General features: G+C 68.2%; 16 protein-coding genes and 1 pseudogene. 2 read left to right on the top strand and 15 right to left on the bottom strand.

Annotated elements, in window-relative coordinates; all coding sequences use genetic code 11:
* Nucleotides 1-12 precede the first annotated feature (12 nt).
* The 4 genes from BA022_RS12640 to BA022_RS12625 form a co-directional block, all read right to left on the bottom strand.
* Nucleotides 13-219, bottom strand: a complete 207-nt coding sequence (locus tag BA022_RS12640; protein ID WP_088887711.1) for a hypothetical protein — start codon at nucleotides 217-219, stop codon at nucleotides 13-15.
* Between the two features lie 91 nt (nucleotides 220-310).
* Nucleotides 311-1078, bottom strand: a complete 768-nt coding sequence (locus BA022_RS12635; protein WP_088887710.1) for a metallophosphoesterase — start codon at nucleotides 1076-1078, stop codon at nucleotides 311-313.
* Between the two features lie 17 nt (nucleotides 1079-1095).
* A complete protein-coding gene (locus BA022_RS12630) occupies nucleotides 1096-1782 on the bottom strand; it encodes a glutathione S-transferase family protein (protein WP_047350066.1) in 687 nt (228 codons plus the stop codon).
* Between the two features lie 129 nt (nucleotides 1783-1911).
* Nucleotides 1912-2484, bottom strand: a complete 573-nt coding sequence (locus BA022_RS12625; RefSeq protein WP_011803967.1) for a 5-formyltetrahydrofolate cyclo-ligase — start codon at nucleotides 2482-2484, stop codon at nucleotides 1912-1914.
* A 14-nt stretch (nucleotides 2485-2498) separates the two neighbouring features.
* Here BA022_RS12625 and BA022_RS12620 point away from each other — a divergent pair, with 14 nt between their 5' ends.
* Nucleotides 2499-4481, top strand: a complete 1983-nt coding sequence (locus tag BA022_RS12620; protein ID WP_088887709.1) for a lytic transglycosylase domain-containing protein — start codon at nucleotides 2499-2501, stop codon at nucleotides 4479-4481.
* 75 nt (nucleotides 4482-4556) lie between these two features.
* Here BA022_RS12620 and BA022_RS12615 read toward each other — a convergent pair whose 3' ends face one another.
* From BA022_RS12615 to BA022_RS12585, 8 genes and pseudogenes are all read right to left on the bottom strand, one after another.
* Nucleotides 4557-5129 carry a cytochrome b/b6 domain-containing protein gene (locus tag BA022_RS12615; RefSeq protein WP_088887708.1) on the bottom strand — a complete coding sequence of 191 codons (573 nt, stop codon included), beginning with the start codon at nucleotides 5127-5129 and terminating at the stop codon, nucleotides 4557-4559.
* Nucleotides 5110-5379 (bottom strand): PepSY domain-containing protein, encoded by a 270-nt coding sequence (locus BA022_RS12610; RefSeq protein WP_011803970.1) that lies wholly within the window; start codon nucleotides 5377-5379, stop codon nucleotides 5110-5112. Before BA022_RS12610 ends, BA022_RS12615 begins: the two co-directional genes overlap by 20 nt.
* A 57-nt stretch (nucleotides 5380-5436) precedes the next feature.
* A complete protein-coding gene (locus BA022_RS12605) occupies nucleotides 5437-6120 on the bottom strand; it encodes a Fe2+-dependent dioxygenase (protein ID WP_088887707.1) in 684 nt (227 codons plus the stop codon).
* Nucleotides 6114-7211, bottom strand: coding sequence for an alpha-hydroxy acid oxidase (locus tag BA022_RS12600; protein ID WP_041838782.1), 1098 nt, complete (start codon nucleotides 7209-7211; stop codon nucleotides 6114-6116). Before BA022_RS12600 ends, BA022_RS12605 begins: the two co-directional genes overlap by 7 nt.
* Before the next feature lie 52 nt (nucleotides 7212-7263).
* A complete protein-coding gene (locus BA022_RS12595) occupies nucleotides 7264-8943 on the bottom strand; it encodes a TonB-dependent receptor (RefSeq protein ID WP_418236221.1) in 1680 nt (559 codons plus the stop codon).
* A gap of 156 nt (nucleotides 8944-9099) precedes the next feature.
* Nucleotides 9100-9516 (bottom strand): annotated as a pseudogene (locus BA022_RS19665) (TonB-dependent receptor plug domain-containing protein); the annotation flags it as partial.
* 282 nt (nucleotides 9517-9798) lie between these two features.
* On the bottom strand, nucleotides 9799-10725 hold the full coding sequence (locus BA022_RS12590) for an MBL fold metallo-hydrolase (protein ID WP_088887705.1): 927 nt from the start codon (nucleotides 10723-10725) through the stop codon (nucleotides 9799-9801).
* A 34-nt stretch (nucleotides 10726-10759) separates the two neighbouring features.
* Complete coding sequence (locus tag BA022_RS12585; protein WP_088887704.1) at nucleotides 10760-12445, bottom strand: AMP-binding protein; 1686 nt, start codon at nucleotides 12443-12445, stop codon at nucleotides 10760-10762.
* Between the two features lie 140 nt (nucleotides 12446-12585).
* Here BA022_RS12585 and BA022_RS12580 point away from each other — a divergent pair, with 140 nt between their 5' ends.
* On the top strand, nucleotides 12586-13497 hold the full coding sequence (locus tag BA022_RS12580) for an esterase/lipase family protein (protein ID WP_088887703.1): 912 nt from the start codon (nucleotides 12586-12588) through the stop codon (nucleotides 13495-13497).
* A gap of 18 nt (nucleotides 13498-13515) precedes the next feature.
* Here the strand turns inward: BA022_RS12580 and phhA are convergent, their stop codons facing one another.
* From phhA to hppD, 3 genes are all read right to left on the bottom strand, one after another.
* A complete protein-coding gene (gene phhA, locus BA022_RS12575; RefSeq protein WP_011803977.1) occupies nucleotides 13516-14355 on the bottom strand; it encodes a phenylalanine 4-monooxygenase in 840 nt (279 codons plus the stop codon).
* An 85-nt stretch (nucleotides 14356-14440) separates the two neighbouring features.
* Nucleotides 14441-15409, bottom strand: coding sequence for a Bug family tripartite tricarboxylate transporter substrate binding protein (locus BA022_RS12570; protein WP_088887702.1), 969 nt, complete (start codon nucleotides 15407-15409; stop codon nucleotides 14441-14443).
* Between the two features lie 90 nt (nucleotides 15410-15499).
* Complete coding sequence (gene hppD, locus BA022_RS12565; RefSeq protein WP_088887701.1) at nucleotides 15500-16618, bottom strand: 4-hydroxyphenylpyruvate dioxygenase; 1119 nt, start codon at nucleotides 16616-16618, stop codon at nucleotides 15500-15502.
* Between the last annotated feature and the right edge of the window lie 115 nt (nucleotides 16619-16733).

Raw genomic sequence — 16733 nt, 5'->3', positions numbered from 1 at the left:
GGGGCAGTGTATTCAACCTGGAATCGGCCGCTGTCCGCACGTCATCGCCAGGACTGCCGCCCCGCTGGACGAGGCAGGGCGCAGGTGGTAGTAGCCGACGCATTCTTCGCAGCGCGGATCGTCCTCGTCGATGCCGGCGTCCACGGCCGCCGCTTGCAGCGGTGCGACCGCGGCCGGTTTGCAGGCGCAACCCACAGGCTTGTCCAGGTGAAAAGCCATGGTGCCCTCGGCCAGCGGAACGCGGGCACGCAGGTGGGTGGGTGTCGTCGGCCGTGGTGCAGGCCTTTCGGCGCGTTGGCCTGACTGGTGGTTACGCCACCTCTACAACCAGGTGGGGGTTGAACCGCGCGTTCTCCACCTGCCCATCCTTGGCATAGCCGCGCGGGTTGCACAGCACGCGTGTGCCGTGCAGCCTGTAGTCGAAGCTGTCGTGCGTGTGCCCATGCACCCATAGCCGCGCGCCGCTGCCCTCGACCAGGGCCTGTGCGTCGGACACGAAGGCGGCGTTGATGGGCGAGCCCGCAAAGCGCGGGTGGATGCTGTGTGGCGAAGGCGCGTGGTGGGTGACGACCACGGTGGGGCCGGCAAAGGGCTGGGCGAGTTCGCGCGCCAGCCAGCGGGCGTTGGCGTCGAACAGTTCGGCCGCATGCTGGGGCGTGAAGAGCGCCCCGCCGTCTTCACCACCCGCGCGTATGCGGCTGAAGTCGCGCATGAACTGCTGGGCCTGGGCCATGGCCTCGGTGCGGGCGGCGCCATCGCCGGCCACGCGGAAGTCGCTCCACAGCGTGCTGCCGATGAAGCGCACGCCCTGCAGCACCAGGCTCCGGTTGTCCAGCAGGTGCACGGGGCTGCCCTCGCACAGACGGCGCAGCTCTTGCGCGGTGTCCTGCAGGCTGGAGCCGTAGAACTCGTGGTTGCCCGGCACGTACAGCACCGGCTTGGCGAAGCCCTGCGCCCAGGCCACGGCGGCCGCGGGGCGGGCAATGTCGCCCGCGAGGATCACCACATCCGCGTCGGTGCGCGGGTGCTCCATGCCCTGCACGCCCAGGTGCAGGTCAGACAGGATGTGCAGTTTCATGGCACCGCGCCGGCGGGCTAGCCGCGCCGCGCGCGGTAGGGCTCGTCGAACGGCACGAAGTCCTGCTCGGCCAGTGCGCCGTCGATCCAGGCCTTCACGCCCGGCAACTGCTGCACGCGCTGCACATAGGCGGTGATGTGTTCAGGCACGGGCAGGGCAAAGGTGGCCAGACGCATGCACACCGGCGCATAGAACGCGTCGGCAATGCTGAATTGGCCGAACAGCATGGGGCCGCCGTGCTGGTCCAGCAGCTCGCTCCACATGTCCACCAGGCGCTGCACGTCGGCGCGCACGGCGGGCTGGTCTCGCCACACGATCTCGCCCACTTCGGGCAGGCGGGCCTCGATGTTCATGCCGCAGTGGCTGCGCAGCGCGCCGAAGCCACTGTGCATCTCGGCCACCACGCTGCGGGCGCGGGCGCGCGCGGCCTTGTCCTGGGGCCACAGATGCTTGTCGGGGTACTGCTCGGCCAGGTATTCGGCGATGGCCAGGCTGTCCCAGACGGTGATGTCCCCATCCACCAGCACGGGCACCTTGGCCACGGGGGTGACGGCCTTGAGCTGGCGCTTGAACTGCGAATTGGCATCGAAGCTGTCAAAGCGCACGGGCACTTCCTCGAACGCGATGCCGGCCTGGCGCAGCAGCACCCAGGGGCGCATGGACCAGGAGGAGTAGTTCTTGTTGCCAATGTAGAGCTGGAGCATGGAGGGGTTCCTTGATGCTGTGGTGCTACGTTAAAAAGAGCTGCTCGCGCCCGTAATCACAGGGTTTGAGCTCGTTATTTGCTTGAAAGCACCGTATGCCAAGCGTAAACCGCTCTTGTTTTTGAAGCGTCAAACCGGCCAGACCACGCCGTTGTCGTTGAGTATGGCGTCCAGCGGCAGATCGTGTGCCTCGGGCTCGAAGTCGTCCAGGTAGCCGTGGGTGAACCCCAGGCCCACGGTGGCGGGGCGGGGCTGCAGCGTCGCCAGCGTGCGGTCGTAGAAGCCCCCGCCGTAGCCCAGGCGGTAGCCGCCCGGGCCGTAGCCCACGCAGGGCACGAACAGCAGCGTGGGGTGGATGAGCTCGGTGTCCTTGGGCTTGGGGATGCCGTAGGCGTCTTCCTCCATGGGGCAGCCGGGATACCAGGCGTGGAAGGTGAGCGTCTTGTGCACCTTGTCCACCACGGGCAGGCCGATGCGGCGCAGCTGGGGCTCGTCCAGCAACTCGCCATCTTCCTTCCAGCGGTGCAGCGCGGGCAGCGGATCGAACTCACCCTTGATCGGCCAGTAGGCGCCGATGATGGTGTCCGGGCGGTCCACCAGCCAGATGCGCATCACGCGTTGCAACTGGTCGGCGCGCTGCAGGCGGTCCGGCAGATTCAGGCGCTGTTCTACCAATGCGCGGCGCAGGGCTGCTTTGTCCATCACATAATCCCCCAATGCTTTGGATGAAGATTCTGACACCGCTGATCGCCGGCGCTGCGCTGGCCACCGCCGCGCCGTGGGCCGGGGCGCAAAACCGCGGCGATGACACCGTTCTGGAGATGCAAAAGGCCTTTCGCAAGGGCGACAAGCAGCGGCTTGCCGCGCTGCTGCCGGCCGCGCGCGGCCATGCCCTGGAGCCCTGGGCCGCGTACTGGGAACTGCGTGCGCGGCTGGAGGAGGCCCAACCCTCCGAAGTGACCGCCTTCCTGCAGCGCTGGGCTGGCACCTACCAGGAAGACCGCCTGCGCAACGACTGGCTGCTGCTGCTGGGCCAACGCCGCGACTGGGACCAGTTCGCAGAATTTCACCCGCAGTTCCGCATGGGCGATGACCGCGAGGTGCATTGCTACGCGCTCGCGATCGAGCAGATCAAGGGTACTGCCGCCGAGAGTGCCGGCGCCGAGATGCTGCGCCACTGGTATGCGCTGCGCGAGCTGGACGACGGCTGCTCCAGTGCCGCCGCCGAGATGCTGGCCGCCAAGAAAATCAAGCCCCTGGACGTGTGGCGCAAGGCGCGTCTGGGCGCAGAGGCCAACCGCCTGCGCGTGGTGCGCAAGGCGGTGGAAATCGTCGCGCCCGATGCGCTGCCGCAACTGCGCGAGGCGCTGGATTCGCCCACCAAGTACCTCACGGGCCGCGCCACGGCGCGTGGCAAGGAGCGCCAGGAACTGGTGGTGCTGGCGCTGACCCGCATGGCCATGAGCGATGTCGCCAACGCCGCCAGCCTGCTGGACAGCAAATGGGGGCCGCACCTGTCGGCCGAGGAGCGCAACTGGCTCTGGGGCCTGATCGGCAAGCAGGCCGCCACGGCGCTGTCGCCCGATGCGCTCAGCTACTACGCCAACGTGGGCCGTGACGCCGACCTGACCGACGACATGCTGGCCTGGCGCACGCGCGCCGCGCTGCGGGCCGGGCAATGGAAGCTGGTGGGCCGCAGCATCGATGCCATGAGCCCCGCGGCGCGCCAGGAAAGCGTCTGGACGTACTGGAAGGCGCGCGCCCTCATGGCCAACCGCCCCGGCGACGAGGATCGCGCGGCTGCGCGCCAGCTGTATGCGCGCATCGCCGGCACCACGGGTTTTTATGAACAGCTGGCGCTGGAGGAACTGGGCGAGCGCGTCACGCCGCCCCCGGCGCCCGCACCGCTGACCGAGGAAGAAAAAGCCACCGCGCGCGCCAACCCCGGCCTGAACCGTGCGCTGTACGCCATCCTGATGGGCCTGCGCAGCGAAGGCGTGCGCGAGTGGAACTACACCACCAACCTGCACACCCCTGGCGGCATGGGCGAGCGCGAGCTGCTGGCGGCGGCCGACTTCGCCTGCCAGCGCGAGGTGTGGGACCGCTGCATCAACACCAGCGAGCGCACCAAGGGCGTGATCGACGCGGCGCAGCGCTTTCCGATGCCGTTCCGCTCCGCCGTGGTGGAGCGCGCGCGGGGCATCGGGCTGGACCCGGCCTATGTCTATGGCCTGATCCGCCAGGAAAGCCGCTTCATCATGGATGCCCGCTCGGGCGTGGGCGCGTCGGGCCTGATGCAGGTGATGCCCGCCACCGCGCGCTGGACGGCGCGCAAGATCGGCCTGGAGGGCTTCTCCCCCCAGCAGCTCTACGACCGCGACACCAACATCACCATCGGCACCGCCTATCTGAAGCTGGCGCTGGACGACTTCGACGGTTCCATGCCCCTGGCGGCGGCAGCCTACAACGCCGGTCCGGGCCGCCCGCGCAACTGGCGCAACGGCCCGGTGCTGGACGCGGCCATCTGGGCCGAGAACGTGCCCTTCAGCGAGACGCGCGACTATGTGAAGAAGGTGCTGGCCAACACGGTGAACTACGCCGCCATCCTCACCGGCCAGCCGCAGTCGCTCAAGAGCCGGCTGGGCACCGTGGGCCCGCGCGACGCGCGCGCGCCGGAGCCGAACAAGGATCTGCCTTGAATCTGCCTTGAGGGCCTGCTGCGCTATATAAGAAGGAGCTTTCAGCGCTTGCAGGGTAAGCGCTGGAGCCATTTTTCATGCCACATCGTCACCCCGCGGCGGCGCCTTGCGGCCGGTGACCATGGCGCGCACCAGGTTCTCGCGGTGCTGCAGGCAGGTCCATAGCACACCGCCCACATGCAGGGCCACGCAGGCCAGCAGGGCCCAGCCCAGGGACTGGTGCAGGCGGGCCAGCCAGCCATAGCCCCAGAACCGGTCGGTGGTGTAGAGCCAGCCGGTGAAGCCCAGCAACGCCATGATCGCCAGCAGTGCCAGCACCATCCAGGCGCCCAGCGGGTTGTGGCCGAGGTAGCGCGGCGCATGGCCCGCCAGCGCCAGGCGCGCATAGGCCAGCGTGGCCGCCGGCGTGCGCACGAACTGGGCGAAACGCGCATAGCGGCTGCCGCAGAATCCCCACGCCACGCGCGCGGCCAGCAGGGCCAGGGCCACGTAGCCCACGCGCTCGTGCAGCGGACCGGTGTCGTCGCTGCTCCACCAGGCCATGGCCACGCACGCGGCCAGGCCCCAGTGCAGCAGGCGCACGGGCCGGTCCCACACGCGCAGCGGTGCGCCGGTGGCGCGCGCACCGTCAGTCTTGAACGCGCTCAAGCGTCTTGGGGTCGAAGAAGGCTTCCACGCGCTTGCCCTGCGGGTCTTTGCCGTAGACCTCGTAGCAGGTTTCGGTCTTTTCCATGCGGCGCACGGTCCAGCCTTCCTTCACCAGCTTCTGCTCCAGCTCGGTGTGCGGTCGCCATTCGGCGGGGGGATGCTCGGGGCAGGTGACCTTGCCGTGGGCGAAGGCGCTGCTGGCCGAGACGGCGAGCGCCAGGGCGGCGATGTGCGGGATCCAGGATGTCATGCGGGGCTCTCTTTCTTGCCGGAAGGAATGGGTTGCGGTGATCGTTCGCCGGTGTGCTCAGGGCCTGGCCCAGCGGCGCAGCAGGTTGTGGTACACGCCCGTGAGCTGTACCAGGCGCGGGTCGTCGGGCGCCACCAGCGGCGTGAGTTGCTGGATGGACTGGTCCAGGTCGAACAGCAGCGTGCGCTCGCCCTCGTCCTGCACCAGGCTCTCGATCCAGAAGAACGATGCCACGCGCGCCCCGCGCGTGACGGGCGTGACGCGGTGCAGGCTGCTGGAGGGGTACAGCACCATGTCGCCGGCGGCCAGCTTCACGGCCTGCACGCCGAAGGGGCCCTCCACCTCCAGCTCGCCGCCGTCGTATTCCTCGGGCTCGGCCAGGAACAGCGTGGCCGACAGGTCGGTGCGCATCTGCTGGTGGCTGCCGGGCAGGAACATGAGCGCGCTGTCCACGTGCGCGCCGTAGGTGCCGCCGTCGGCGTAGCGGTTGAACTTCGGCGGGTAGATGGTGCGCGGCAGCGCGGCGCTGATGAACAGCGGCGTGCTGCTCAGCCGGCGCAGGATGTGCTGGCCCAGGCGCTGGCAGAGTTCGCTGCCGTCGTTGATCTGCTGGTTGCGCTTGACGCTCTTGGCCAGCGTGCCGGCGGTGGCGGCGCCGTCGTCCCAGGCGGCGGCGTCCAGTTGGGCGCGGAGGTCGCGCACCTCCGTCTTGGAGAGGACCTGGTCGATGGAGATCAGCATGGTGGTTGCGGTGTGAGGCAATTGGGGGTGATGTCGCAGAGCTGGGCACAGCCGGCCTGGGCCATGCAGGCGTGCAGCTCCTCGGTCAGCAGCTGCAGCATGTGGGCCACGCCCAGGGCGCCTGCCACAGCCAGTGCGTACATCTGCAGGCGGCCGATGAGCACGGCGTCGGCGCCCAGTGCCAGGGCCTTGAAGGCGTCGGCGCCGCTGCGCACGCCGCCGTCCAGCAGCACGGGGTAGCCCTCGCCCACGGCGGCGCGCACGGCGGGCAGGCGATGCAGGGACGCGGGCGCGCCGTCCAGGCTGCGCCCGCCGTGGTTGGAGACGATGAGGCCGGCCGCACCCGCCGCCTGCAGCGCGCGGGCGTCGTCGGAGTGCATGACGCCCTTGATCCACACAGGCAGGCGGGTCTCGCCCAGCAGCCAGCGCAGGTCGTCCCAGGTAGGGGCGTGGCGCATGGCGCCCTGGAAGATGCGGCTGTCGTCCGCGCCCAGTACGGGCGGCGCGGGCGGTGGGTAGGCCGCCAGGTTGGCGGGCGTGCAGTCGGCGGGCATCACAAAACCCGCCTGCAGCGCGCTGCGGCTGGCCAGCTGGATGCTGGCGTCCAGCGTGAGCACGATGGCGCGGTAGCCCGCGGCCTCGGCGCGGCGCAGAAGGGCGAGCGTGTGTTCTCGCTCGGGCTGCAGGTACAGCTGGAACCAGCGCGCGGGGCCGGCGGCACCCGCGATTGCCTCCAGCGTGCACGACGACAGCGTGCTGGCCACCAGGCAGGTGCCCGTGGCCTGGGCGGCGCGGGCGGTGGCGACTTCTGCCTCGGAGTGGGCCAGGCGCTGGTGCGCCACCGGGGCCAGCAGCAGCGGGTGGGGCAGGTCCAGCCCACCCAGCGTGAGCCGCGTGTGGCCGCCGCGCACGTCGCGCAGCAGGCGCGGCACGATGGCCCAGGCGGCGAAGGCGGCGCAGTTGGCGGCCACCGTGCGGTCCCAGCCGCAGCCGCCGGCCACATAGGCAAGACGGCCCGCGTCCATGTGCTGGGGCGCGAGCCGTTCGTAGTCGATGGCGTTCCAGACGCCTGCGGGAATATGTGGTGTCATCAAATTTGATAGCTGCTAGCGCTTGTCCATCAAGCGCTAGCAGCCTATTTGATTACAAGTCCAGGTTCAGCGTCAGGCGCACTGCGCGGCCGTCGCCCTTGTACAGGAAGGCGCCCGAGCGGTACACGGCGGTGTAGTAGTCCTTGTCGGTCACGTTCAGCACGTTCAGGCGCAGGTCGGCGTGCTTGTTGATGCGGTAGGACGCGAACAGGTCGTACACGCTGAACGAGGGCACCGGCTGCGAGCACATGCCGTTGGTGTAGCCGGCGCCGGTGTCGGGCTGGCCGCCGCAGCGGCTGCTCTCGTAGCGCGCCACGGCGCCGAAGGAGAAGTCGCGCGTGAGCTGGTACTTGCCCTGTACGGTGAAGGAGCGGTCGGCGAAGTTGGACAGCGGGTTGCCGATGTTGGCCGGGTTCACCGAACCCAGCACCTTGGATTTCATGAAGGCCATGCCGGCCTGCATCTGCAGTTGCTTGGTCACGTTGCCCGCCAGCCCGAACTCGATGCCGTGCACGCGGTTCTTGCCGGTGTTGAACATGCCGGCGGAGTCATAGCCGGTGCTGGTCGGCGCCGCTTCCATCACGTCCTTCTTGGTGGTGCGAAAGGCCGCGGCGGTGAGCAGCAGCTTGTCGTCCAGCAGGTTCCACTTGGTGCCGACCTCGAGGTTTTGCGAAGTCTCCGGCTTGGCGTTGGCGTTGCCGGTCCTGTCCACGACCAGGCCGCCATAGCCGGCACTGGTACCCACGTCGGATTCGCCGCCGTTGATGTCCTGCGCGGTGCCGTAGCTGGCATAGACCATGCCCAGGGGGTTGATCTTGTAGCTCACGCCCAGGTGGCCGTTGAGCAGCGTGTCGTTGTAGCCATAGTCGCCGGTTTGCGCGCCAGTGGTGGCGTTGAAGGTGGACAGGCTCAGGTCGGTGTGGTCGGCGCGCAGGCCGCCGAAAAGCGTCCATTGGTCCGTCAGGTCCACCGTATCCATGACCGATAGCGCGAACGTCTTCACGTGCCAGTCGCGGCCCATGGCGTTGCGGGTGTAGCTGCGGTCGGCCAGATCGCCCAGGTTGGGCAGCGGAGCGCCGTTCGCATCGGTCAGGCAGAAACCGTTGTTGCCGGTGGCCGTGGCGTTGGTGCGGCAATTGGGTGTGCCGGCGGAGGTGACACGGTAGTTGCCGGATTTGACGCGGTGGTTGGTGTACTCGAAGCCGAAATTGAACTCATGCTTGAGGCCGCCGATCTCCTTGTCCCAGCGCAGGTTGTCCTGGTGGGCGAAGTACTTCACGTCCTGCCAGCCGGTGTGGCCGTTGTCGATGGCGGGGCGCTGGGCGGTGGCGTTGAACGACGCGCCGGTGGTGGCGTAGCGGTTGTCCGACTGGCCGTAGCGCGTCAGGCTGGTGAGTTTGAGGTCGGGCGCAAAGCGGTAGGCGATGCGCGCGGTGACCGTGTCCACGTCGGAATTCAGGAAGTCGCTGTTCTGCGCATACACCGGCACGCCCGTGGCGGGGCGGCGGTTGGGCACCGTGCCCACGAGGTAGCCGCCCAGGTCGGGATGCTTGTCCTTGGCGCGCAGGCCGTAGTAGTCCAGCGTGACGGACAGGTCCTGGTTCAGCTCCCACAGTCCCGACAGGGCCAGGCCGTCGCGGCGGCGCTGCGAGGGGCTGCGGCCCGGCACGTCCTCGCCCGAGGTCAGGGCGTTGGCGCGCAGGGCGAACTTGTCGGTGAAGCCCTTGTTCATGTCCAGCGTCACGCGGTGGTGGCTGTCGGTGCCCACGCCGGCGGACACGCGCGTGAAGTCATAGTCCAGCGTGGCCTGCTTGGTCACGGCGTTCACCGCGCCGCCCGCCGAGCCGCGGCCCGCGAAGCTGGAGTTGGGGCCCTTGGTGACTTCCACCTGCTCGATGGCGAAGCTCTCGCGCGTGGTCATGCCGGGGTCGCGCAGGCCGTCCACGAACACGTCCGAGCGCGCCTCCTGGCCGCGGATGATGTAGCGGTCGCCAAAGGCGTTGCCGTTTTCGCCCGTGCCCAGGGTGATGCCGGGCTGCGCGGCCAGGATCTGCTTGAGGTCGGTGGCGCCGGAGTCGCGGATGGCCTCGCCGGTGACCACTTGGATGGTCTGCGGCGTCTCGGCCAGCGGGCGGGTGTGGCGCGTGTCGGCGGAGGTCTTGGCCTTGTAGGGCGCGCCGACCTCGGCGTTGGGGTTGGGATCAATGGCCTGCTCCTGCACCGTCACCGTGGGCAGCGTGGTGACGGGGGCGGGTGTGGGCTGCACCTGGGCGATGGCGCTCAGCGGCAGCAGGGCTGCGGCCATGCGCAGGCTCTTGGGTTTCTTGAGAGGGGAGGAGGAGGGCATTGCTGGAAACGAGAGGTTGGAATTATTCGCTAGGGATTATTGTTGCGAATCAATCTCGTTTGCGTCAATAAGTGCAAAAATGCCTCGCCCACAGTGGCGGAAACGTCAGCAGCAGTGGTGTTTTGTGGTGGTTTGGCAACAAACACACGGTTGGGCGCGCGAAGTCCCGCCCAACGCGGCAAGCATTCGGCCAATGCTGGCGCATATCCCGCTGCCGGATGGCACACGGCGGCAGGGCGATCAGGCGTTGAGCAGCGCGCCGCCCTCGCGCCGGGCAGCGCCGGCGTCCACCAGTTCCTGCATCAGCTGCTCGGCCCAGACGGATGCGGTCTGCTGCGCAAAGTGTCGCTGGTGCAGCAGGCCGAAGTACGGTGTGGCCGCCAACCAGGCATGCACTTGCGCCAGCGGCGCCTGCTGCCATTCCAGCAGCTTGTACTTGAGCAGCACCTTGGCCGCGTGGCGTGCGTGTTTGACCGGGTCGGCCTCGAAACCCGCCAGCCGGCGCCGCGCCCGCGCCAGCGCGGCGGGCACGTCGCCAAACACGCTGCCGTGGCCGGGGATCACGGTGAGCGGATCCAGCCGCTCGATCAGGTCCAGCGTGGCGCCCACCTCGGCAAAAGCCTGCTCGCCGTCCAGTTCGGGGAACACCACGCCGAAGCCGTTCTCCCAGAGCGCGTCGCCCGAGATCAGCACGCGGGCGTGCGGCTCGAACAGCACCACGGCATGGGTGTCATGCCCCGGGGCTGCGTGCACCTGCCACGCGCGGTCGCCCAGCTGCACCTCGGTGCCGGGGGGCAACACTCCGTCGGCACGAAAGCGCGGGCACTCCTGGCCGGTGGGCACGTAGCTCAGCGCCACCGGGTCCCAGTCCTGCACCTGTGCCCACTGCCCCGGGGGGATGCGGGTGGCAAGCTGCGGCCAGCGCGCCTGCAGCGCGGCATTGCCGCCGCAATGGTCGCTGTGCAGGTGGGTATTGAGCAACTGGTCCAGCACACGCCCGTCCAGCGCCGACTCCACCAGCGCCACGGTTTGCGGCGCGTGGGCGCAGTAGCCGCTGTCCACCAGCGCCGTGCAGTCGCGCCCCAACAGCAGCACGTTGTTGGCCGACAGCCAGCCGCGCTCGATGACAATGATTTCCGGCGGTAGGGCAAGTGGAATAAGCGGCATCAGCTATGAAAATTGGAGTAACCGGAGCGCGGCATCACTTGCCGTCGCGCAGCTCCCGTCGCAGGATCTTGCCCACGTTGGTCTTGGGCAGTTCGTCGCGGAATTCGATGTATTTTGGCCGCTTGTAGCCGGTCAGGTGTTCATGGCAGTAGCGCACCACGTCGTCCTCGGTCAGCGAGGGGTCGCTGCGCACCACGAACACCTTGATGGCCTCGCCCTGCTTGTCGTCGGCCACGCCCACGGCGGCGCATTCCAGCACGCCCGGGCACAGGGCCACCACCTGCTCCAGTTCGTTGGGGAAGACGTTGAAGCCGCTCACCAGGATCATGTCCTTCTTGCGGTCGATGATGCGGGTGTAGCCCTCCTCGTCCATCACGCCGATGTCGCCCGTGCGCATGAAGCCGTCGGGCGTGAAGGCCTTGGCATTTTCCTCGGGCTGGTTGTAGTAGCCGGGCATCACGTTGGGGCCCTTGATGCAGATTTCGCCCGCCGAGCCGATGGGCAGGCTCGCGCCTGCGTCGTCCTTGATGGCGATGTCGATGCCCGGCAGCGGCAGGCCGATGCTGCCGCTGAAGGCAGTGCTGTTCACCGGGTTGTTGGTGCCGATGGCGCAGGTCTCGCTCATGCCCCAGCCTTCGATCATGGTGGCGCCCGTCACGGCCTTCCACTGCTGGGCCGTGGCCTCGGTCGCGGCCATGCCGCCGGCCTGCGCCACGCACAGCTGCGAGAAATCCAGATGGCGGAACTGCGGGTTCTGCAGCAGTGCGTTGAACAGCGTGTTCACGGCGGGCAGCATGTGGAAGGGGCGCTTCTTCAGCACCTCCACGAACTTGGGGATGTCCCGCGGGTTCGGGATCAGCGTCAGGCGTGAGCCCTGGCGGATGGCCAGCAGGCACAGCGTGAGCGCGAAGATGTGGTACAGCGGCAGCGCGGCAATGCTGTTGGCGCGGCTCAGGTCGCCGATCTTGCCCAGCGCGGGGGTGAACCAGGCCTCGGCCTGCAGCGTCGCGGCGACGATGTTGCGCTGGGTGAGCACTGCGCCTTTGGACAGGCCCGTGGTGCCGCCCGTGTACTGCAGGAAGGCCGGCGTGTCGGGCGCGACGCGCGCCGGGGTCAGCGTGCGCCGCTCGCCCAGGGCCAGCGCGCGCTTGAAACTGATCACTTCGCGCCCGCCCGTCAGGGGCAGCTCGTACGCGGGCACCATCTTGGCCAAGTGGCGCACGGCAAAGGTGATCCAGCGTCCGTACCAGGCGCCCAGCAGGTCGCCCATGGAGGCGATCACCACATGCTGCACGGCCGTGTGGTCGATCACCTCGGCCAGCGTGTGCGCGAAGTTCTCCAGGATGACGATGGCCGTGGCGCCCGAGTCCTTGAGCTGGTGCTCCAGCTCGCGCGCGGTGTACAGCGGGTTCACGTTCACGCACGTGTAGCCCGCGCGCAGCACGGCGGCCATGGTCACCGCGAACTGCGGCACATTGGGCAGCATGATGGCCACGCGCGCACCGGGTGTGAGACCCTGGCCCTGCAGCCACGCGCCGAGCCGGGCCGACAGGCGGTCGAGTTCGCGGTAGCTCATCCACCGGTCCATGCACACCGAGAATGGGCTGTCGGCGTGGCGGTGGAAGGACTCCTCCAGCATCTGCGCCACCGAGGGGTAGGCATCGGCATCCACGTCGTGCGGCACGCCAGCGGGGTAGTTCTTGAGCCAGATTCGTTCCATGCAAGGGTCCTCGTTGCGGTATGGGGCAAGATCGCACCGATTGTGGAAGTGGCCTTGGACGCGCCATACCGGGCTTGTCCTAGTCCGGATGCCGCAGAGGTCACCCAAGCGACACACCACAACCACCACAAGGGAGCTTCATGACGAACGCGCGTTGGCAACGCTGGGCGGTGGCCGTGCATCTGCTGTTGATCGCGGGCTGGATGGCCTGGTTCTTGGGCCGTTCGCCGGCGCTGGCGCTGGCGGGCGTGGCCGCGGTCCCGCTGATGTTCCGCCTGGGCATGGCGCCGCAATTTTTCTTGATGGCCTGGGTTTGCCGGGGGGATGCGACGCCGCGTCCGCGCGCCGGGCAGCTGCTGCGTGCCTGGTGGGCCGAGTCACGCTGGGCCAGCCTGGTCTTCGGTTGGTGGCAGCCGTTCCGCCACCAGGCCGTGGCGGACTGGCTGCCACCGCGCGCGTCGGACGTGCCCGGCCCGCGCGGCGTGGTGCTGGTGCACGGCTTCCTGTGCAACCGAGGGTTCTGGACGCCTTGGCTGGCGCTGCTGCGTGCGCGCGGCCATGCCTTCGTGGCCGTGACGCTGGAGCCCGCCTTCGGCTCCATCGACGATTACTGCCGCACCATCGACGATGCCGTGCGCCGCGTGGCCGAGGCCACTGGGCGGTCGCCGCTGATCGTGGGCCACAGCATGGGCGGTCTGGCCGCACGCGCCTGGCTGCGCGCCGTTCCGGGCAGCGAGCAGCGCGTGCACCGCATCGTCACGCTGGGATCGCCGCACCACGGCACCTGGCCCGCGCGCGGCGCACGCAGCACCAATGGCCGGCAGATGCGGTTGCACGGCCCCTGGGTGCGCCAGTTGGGGCAAGACGAGCCGCCGGCACGCGCCGCAGTCTTCGTGTGCTGGTACTCCAACTGCGACAACGTGGTCTATCCGCCCGCGGCCGCAATGCTGCAGGGCGCGGACAACCGCTTCATCGAGGGGGTGGCGCACGTCGAGATGGCGTTCCACCCGCGCGTGCTGCAGGACTGCCTGGCGCTGCTCGAGCAGCCCTGAGCGTGTCGGCGACGCGCTTCAGGCCGGGAGCGGCTCGCGCGCATCGGCCGCGAACTCGGGCTGGCCGCGCAGCCGTTCGTAGATCGGCGCGAAATCCTGCGCCGTGAGTTCGAACAGCTGCTCGAAGCTGTCGATCACGAAGTAGGTCTGCTGGTAGGTGTCGATCTTGTAGCGCGTGCGCATGGTGCGTTCCAGCTCCAGTGGCAGGCGCTGCGGCTCGGGGCTGTGCACGGCGTAGGGCAGTTCGCCGCGCGAGCTGAGGATGCCCGCGCCATAGGCGCGCAGCCCGCCTTGCTCGCGGATCAGGCCGAACTCGATCGTGTACCAGTACAGCCGCGAGAGCATCTCGCAGGCGCCCAGTCCCGCCGCTTTCAGGCCTCCTTCGCCATAGCGCTGCACATAGTCGGCAAACACCGGGTTGAACAGCAGCGGCACGTGGCCGAACAGGTCGTGGAACACGTCGGGCTCGACGATGTAGTCGAATTCCTGGGGCGTGCGGATCCAGTCGGTGACCGGGAATTTGCGGTTCGCCAGCAGCGAGAAGAACGGCACCTCGGGGATCAGCCCCGGCACGGCCACCAGCTCCCAGCGCGTGGCGCGGTACAGGCGTTCGTTCACGTCATCGAAGCGCGGGATGCGCTCCTTGGCGCCCAGCAGCGGCAGGGCCTGGATGAAGGCCTCGCTCGCCAGACCCTGCAGCTGGGCCGACTGGCGCTGGTACAGGCGGTGGTAGGTGTCGTGGTCGGCGGCGGTGTAGGCCGCGAAGTTCTGCGCGCAGGTGTAATCCTCCTGCGCACGCGAATAGTCGCCGCGCGGCGGGCGGCTGGATTGTCCGTAGACGACGGGGGCTTGTCCCATGGTGCTTGTCTCCTTGTTGGAACCACGCCGTCGTCGTGCACCGCCGGCCTGGTATGGGCCGGCGGGCGGGAGTGCAGGACGGCGTTCAGTCGATGTGGATCTTGGCGGCCTTGATGAGGAATTCGTACTTGCCCAGTTCCGAGCGCACGAAGCTGCCGAAGCCGCCCAGCGTGAGTTCTTCGGGCGTCAGGCCCATCTTCTGGAACTGCGCCTTGCCGGCCGGCGAGTGCATGGCTTTCGAGAACGCCGTGGCGTACTTCTGTGCATCGGTGGCGGGCAGCGTGGCGGGGGCAAACAGCCCGAACCAGGTGGACACGTTGAAGCCGGGCACCTCGCTGTTGATGCTGGGCACGTGGGGCAGGGCGTCGTCGCTGCCCAGCGATGTCACGCCCAGCGCCTTGAGCTTGCCGCCCTGGATCAGCGGAAGTGACGACGCTAGGTTGTCGAACACGATGTCCACGCCGCCGTCCTGTAGCGCTTTGAGCGCCGGACCCGCGCCCTGGAAGGGCGCATGGGGCATGCGCGTGTTGGTGAGCGACTTGAACATCTCCCCGGCGATGTGGCCGATGCTGCCGTTGCCGCCCGAGCCGTACTTGAGCTGGTCCGGGTGGGCCTTCATGTACTTCACGAGGTCGGTGGTGGTGCTGATATCCAACGCCTTGGCCCGTTCGGCGCTCATCACCAGCACGTTCGGTGTGCGTGCGACGAGCACGATGGGCGTGAAATCCTTGACCGGGTTGTAGGGGAAATTCTTGTACAGCCAGGGGTTCACGGCATGGGTGGCGACCGCGCCCATCACCAGCAGGTTGCCGCCCTTGGGCGCCTTGGCCACCGTGTCTGCGCCCAGGTTGCCGCCGGCGCCCGGCTTGTTCTGCACCTGGATGGGCCCGAGTTGGGCCTGTGCCCCTTCGGCCAGGATGCGCGCGCTCTTGTCGAGCGGGCCTCCGGCCGCGTAGGGCACCACGATGGTCATGGGGGCGGATGCGTTCTGTGCCTGTACGGCGCAAGCCATGCACAGCGCAAGGGAACCCACCAATTGACGGCGACGCAACATTGAATTTCTCCCGAGTCTCTTTGAAAGGGCGCTCAGTATAGAAAGCCGTTGTTGCAGTGCGTCATTCCATGGCCGGGCCGCGCCCAGGGCTCACGCCTGGGTCTGCAGGACGCCGCGCCGGATCTGGTCACGCTCCAGCGATTCGAACAGCGCCTTGAAGTTGCCTTCGCCGAAACCCTCGCGGTAGTTGCCCTGGCGTTCGATGAACTCAAAGAACACCGGCCCCAGCATGGGCGTGGAGAAGATCTGCAGCAGCAGACGGGGCGTGCCGTCGGCCGTGGTGCCGTCCAGCAGGATGCCGCGCGCCTGCAGTTCCGCCACGTTCTGGCCGTGACCCGGCAGGCGGGTGTCCAGCATGTCGTAATAGATGTCGTTGGGCGCCGGGGCCAGGGGCACGCCCGCCAGCCCCAGCTTGTCCACCACCTCGACGAGCGAGTCGCAGATCAGCGCGATGTGCTGGATGCCCTCGCCGTTGAACTGCATCAGGAACTCCTCGATCTGCCCGCCGCCCTGCTTGGCCTCTTCGTTCAGCGGAATGCGGATCTTGCCGTCCGGCGCGGTCATGGCCTTCGACGTCAGGCCCGTGTATTCGCCCTGGATGTCGAAGTAGCGGATCTCGCGGAAGTTGAAGAGCTTTTCGTAGAAATTGGCCCAGAATCCCATGCGGCCGCGGTACACGTTGTGCGTGAGGTGGTCGATCTCGTTCAGGCCGTGCCCCACCGGGCGCCGGTCCACGCCGGGCAGGAAGTCGAAGTCGATGTCGTAGATGGACTTGCCGTCCTCGAAGCGGTCGATCAGGTACAGCGGCGCGCCGCCAATGCCCTTGATGGCCGGCAGGCGCAGTTCCATGGGGCCAGTGGGGATCTCGATGGGCTGGGCGCCCAGCTCCAGCGCCCGCCGGTAGGCCTGGTGCGAATCCCTCACGCGAAAGGCCAGCCCGCAGGCCGAGGGGCCGTGTTCGGCGCCAAAGTACGCGGCCTGGCTGGCCGGTTCGCGGTTCAGGATGAAGTTGATCTGGTTCTGCCGGTACAGCAGCACGTCCTTGGACCGGTGGCGCGCCACCAGCGTGAATCCCAGCTTCTCGAAGACCGCTTCCAGCAGCCCCGGCGTGGGCGAGGTGAACTCCACGAACTCGAAGCCCATCAGGCCCATGGGGTTCTCCCAGGCGTCGGCGTCGTGGGTGGCGCGAAGGGGCAGGGCGGCAGTCATCGGCAGTCTCCTTAGGGTGTGTCGCTTCACTGTAGGAGGGGCGGGGCTCATGTTTCTGGCGAATGCGCACGGGTTTGAGTGTGGATATGCAGGAATGTTGCGCAACGTCAATGCG

The organism is Diaphorobacter nitroreducens (genome assembly GCF_002214645.1).
GTDB lineage: Bacteria > Pseudomonadota > Gammaproteobacteria > Burkholderiales > Burkholderiaceae_C > Diaphorobacter > Diaphorobacter nitroreducens.
Note: the sequence above shows the minus strand (reverse complement) of the source record. Positions and strands in the feature narration are given on the sequence as shown.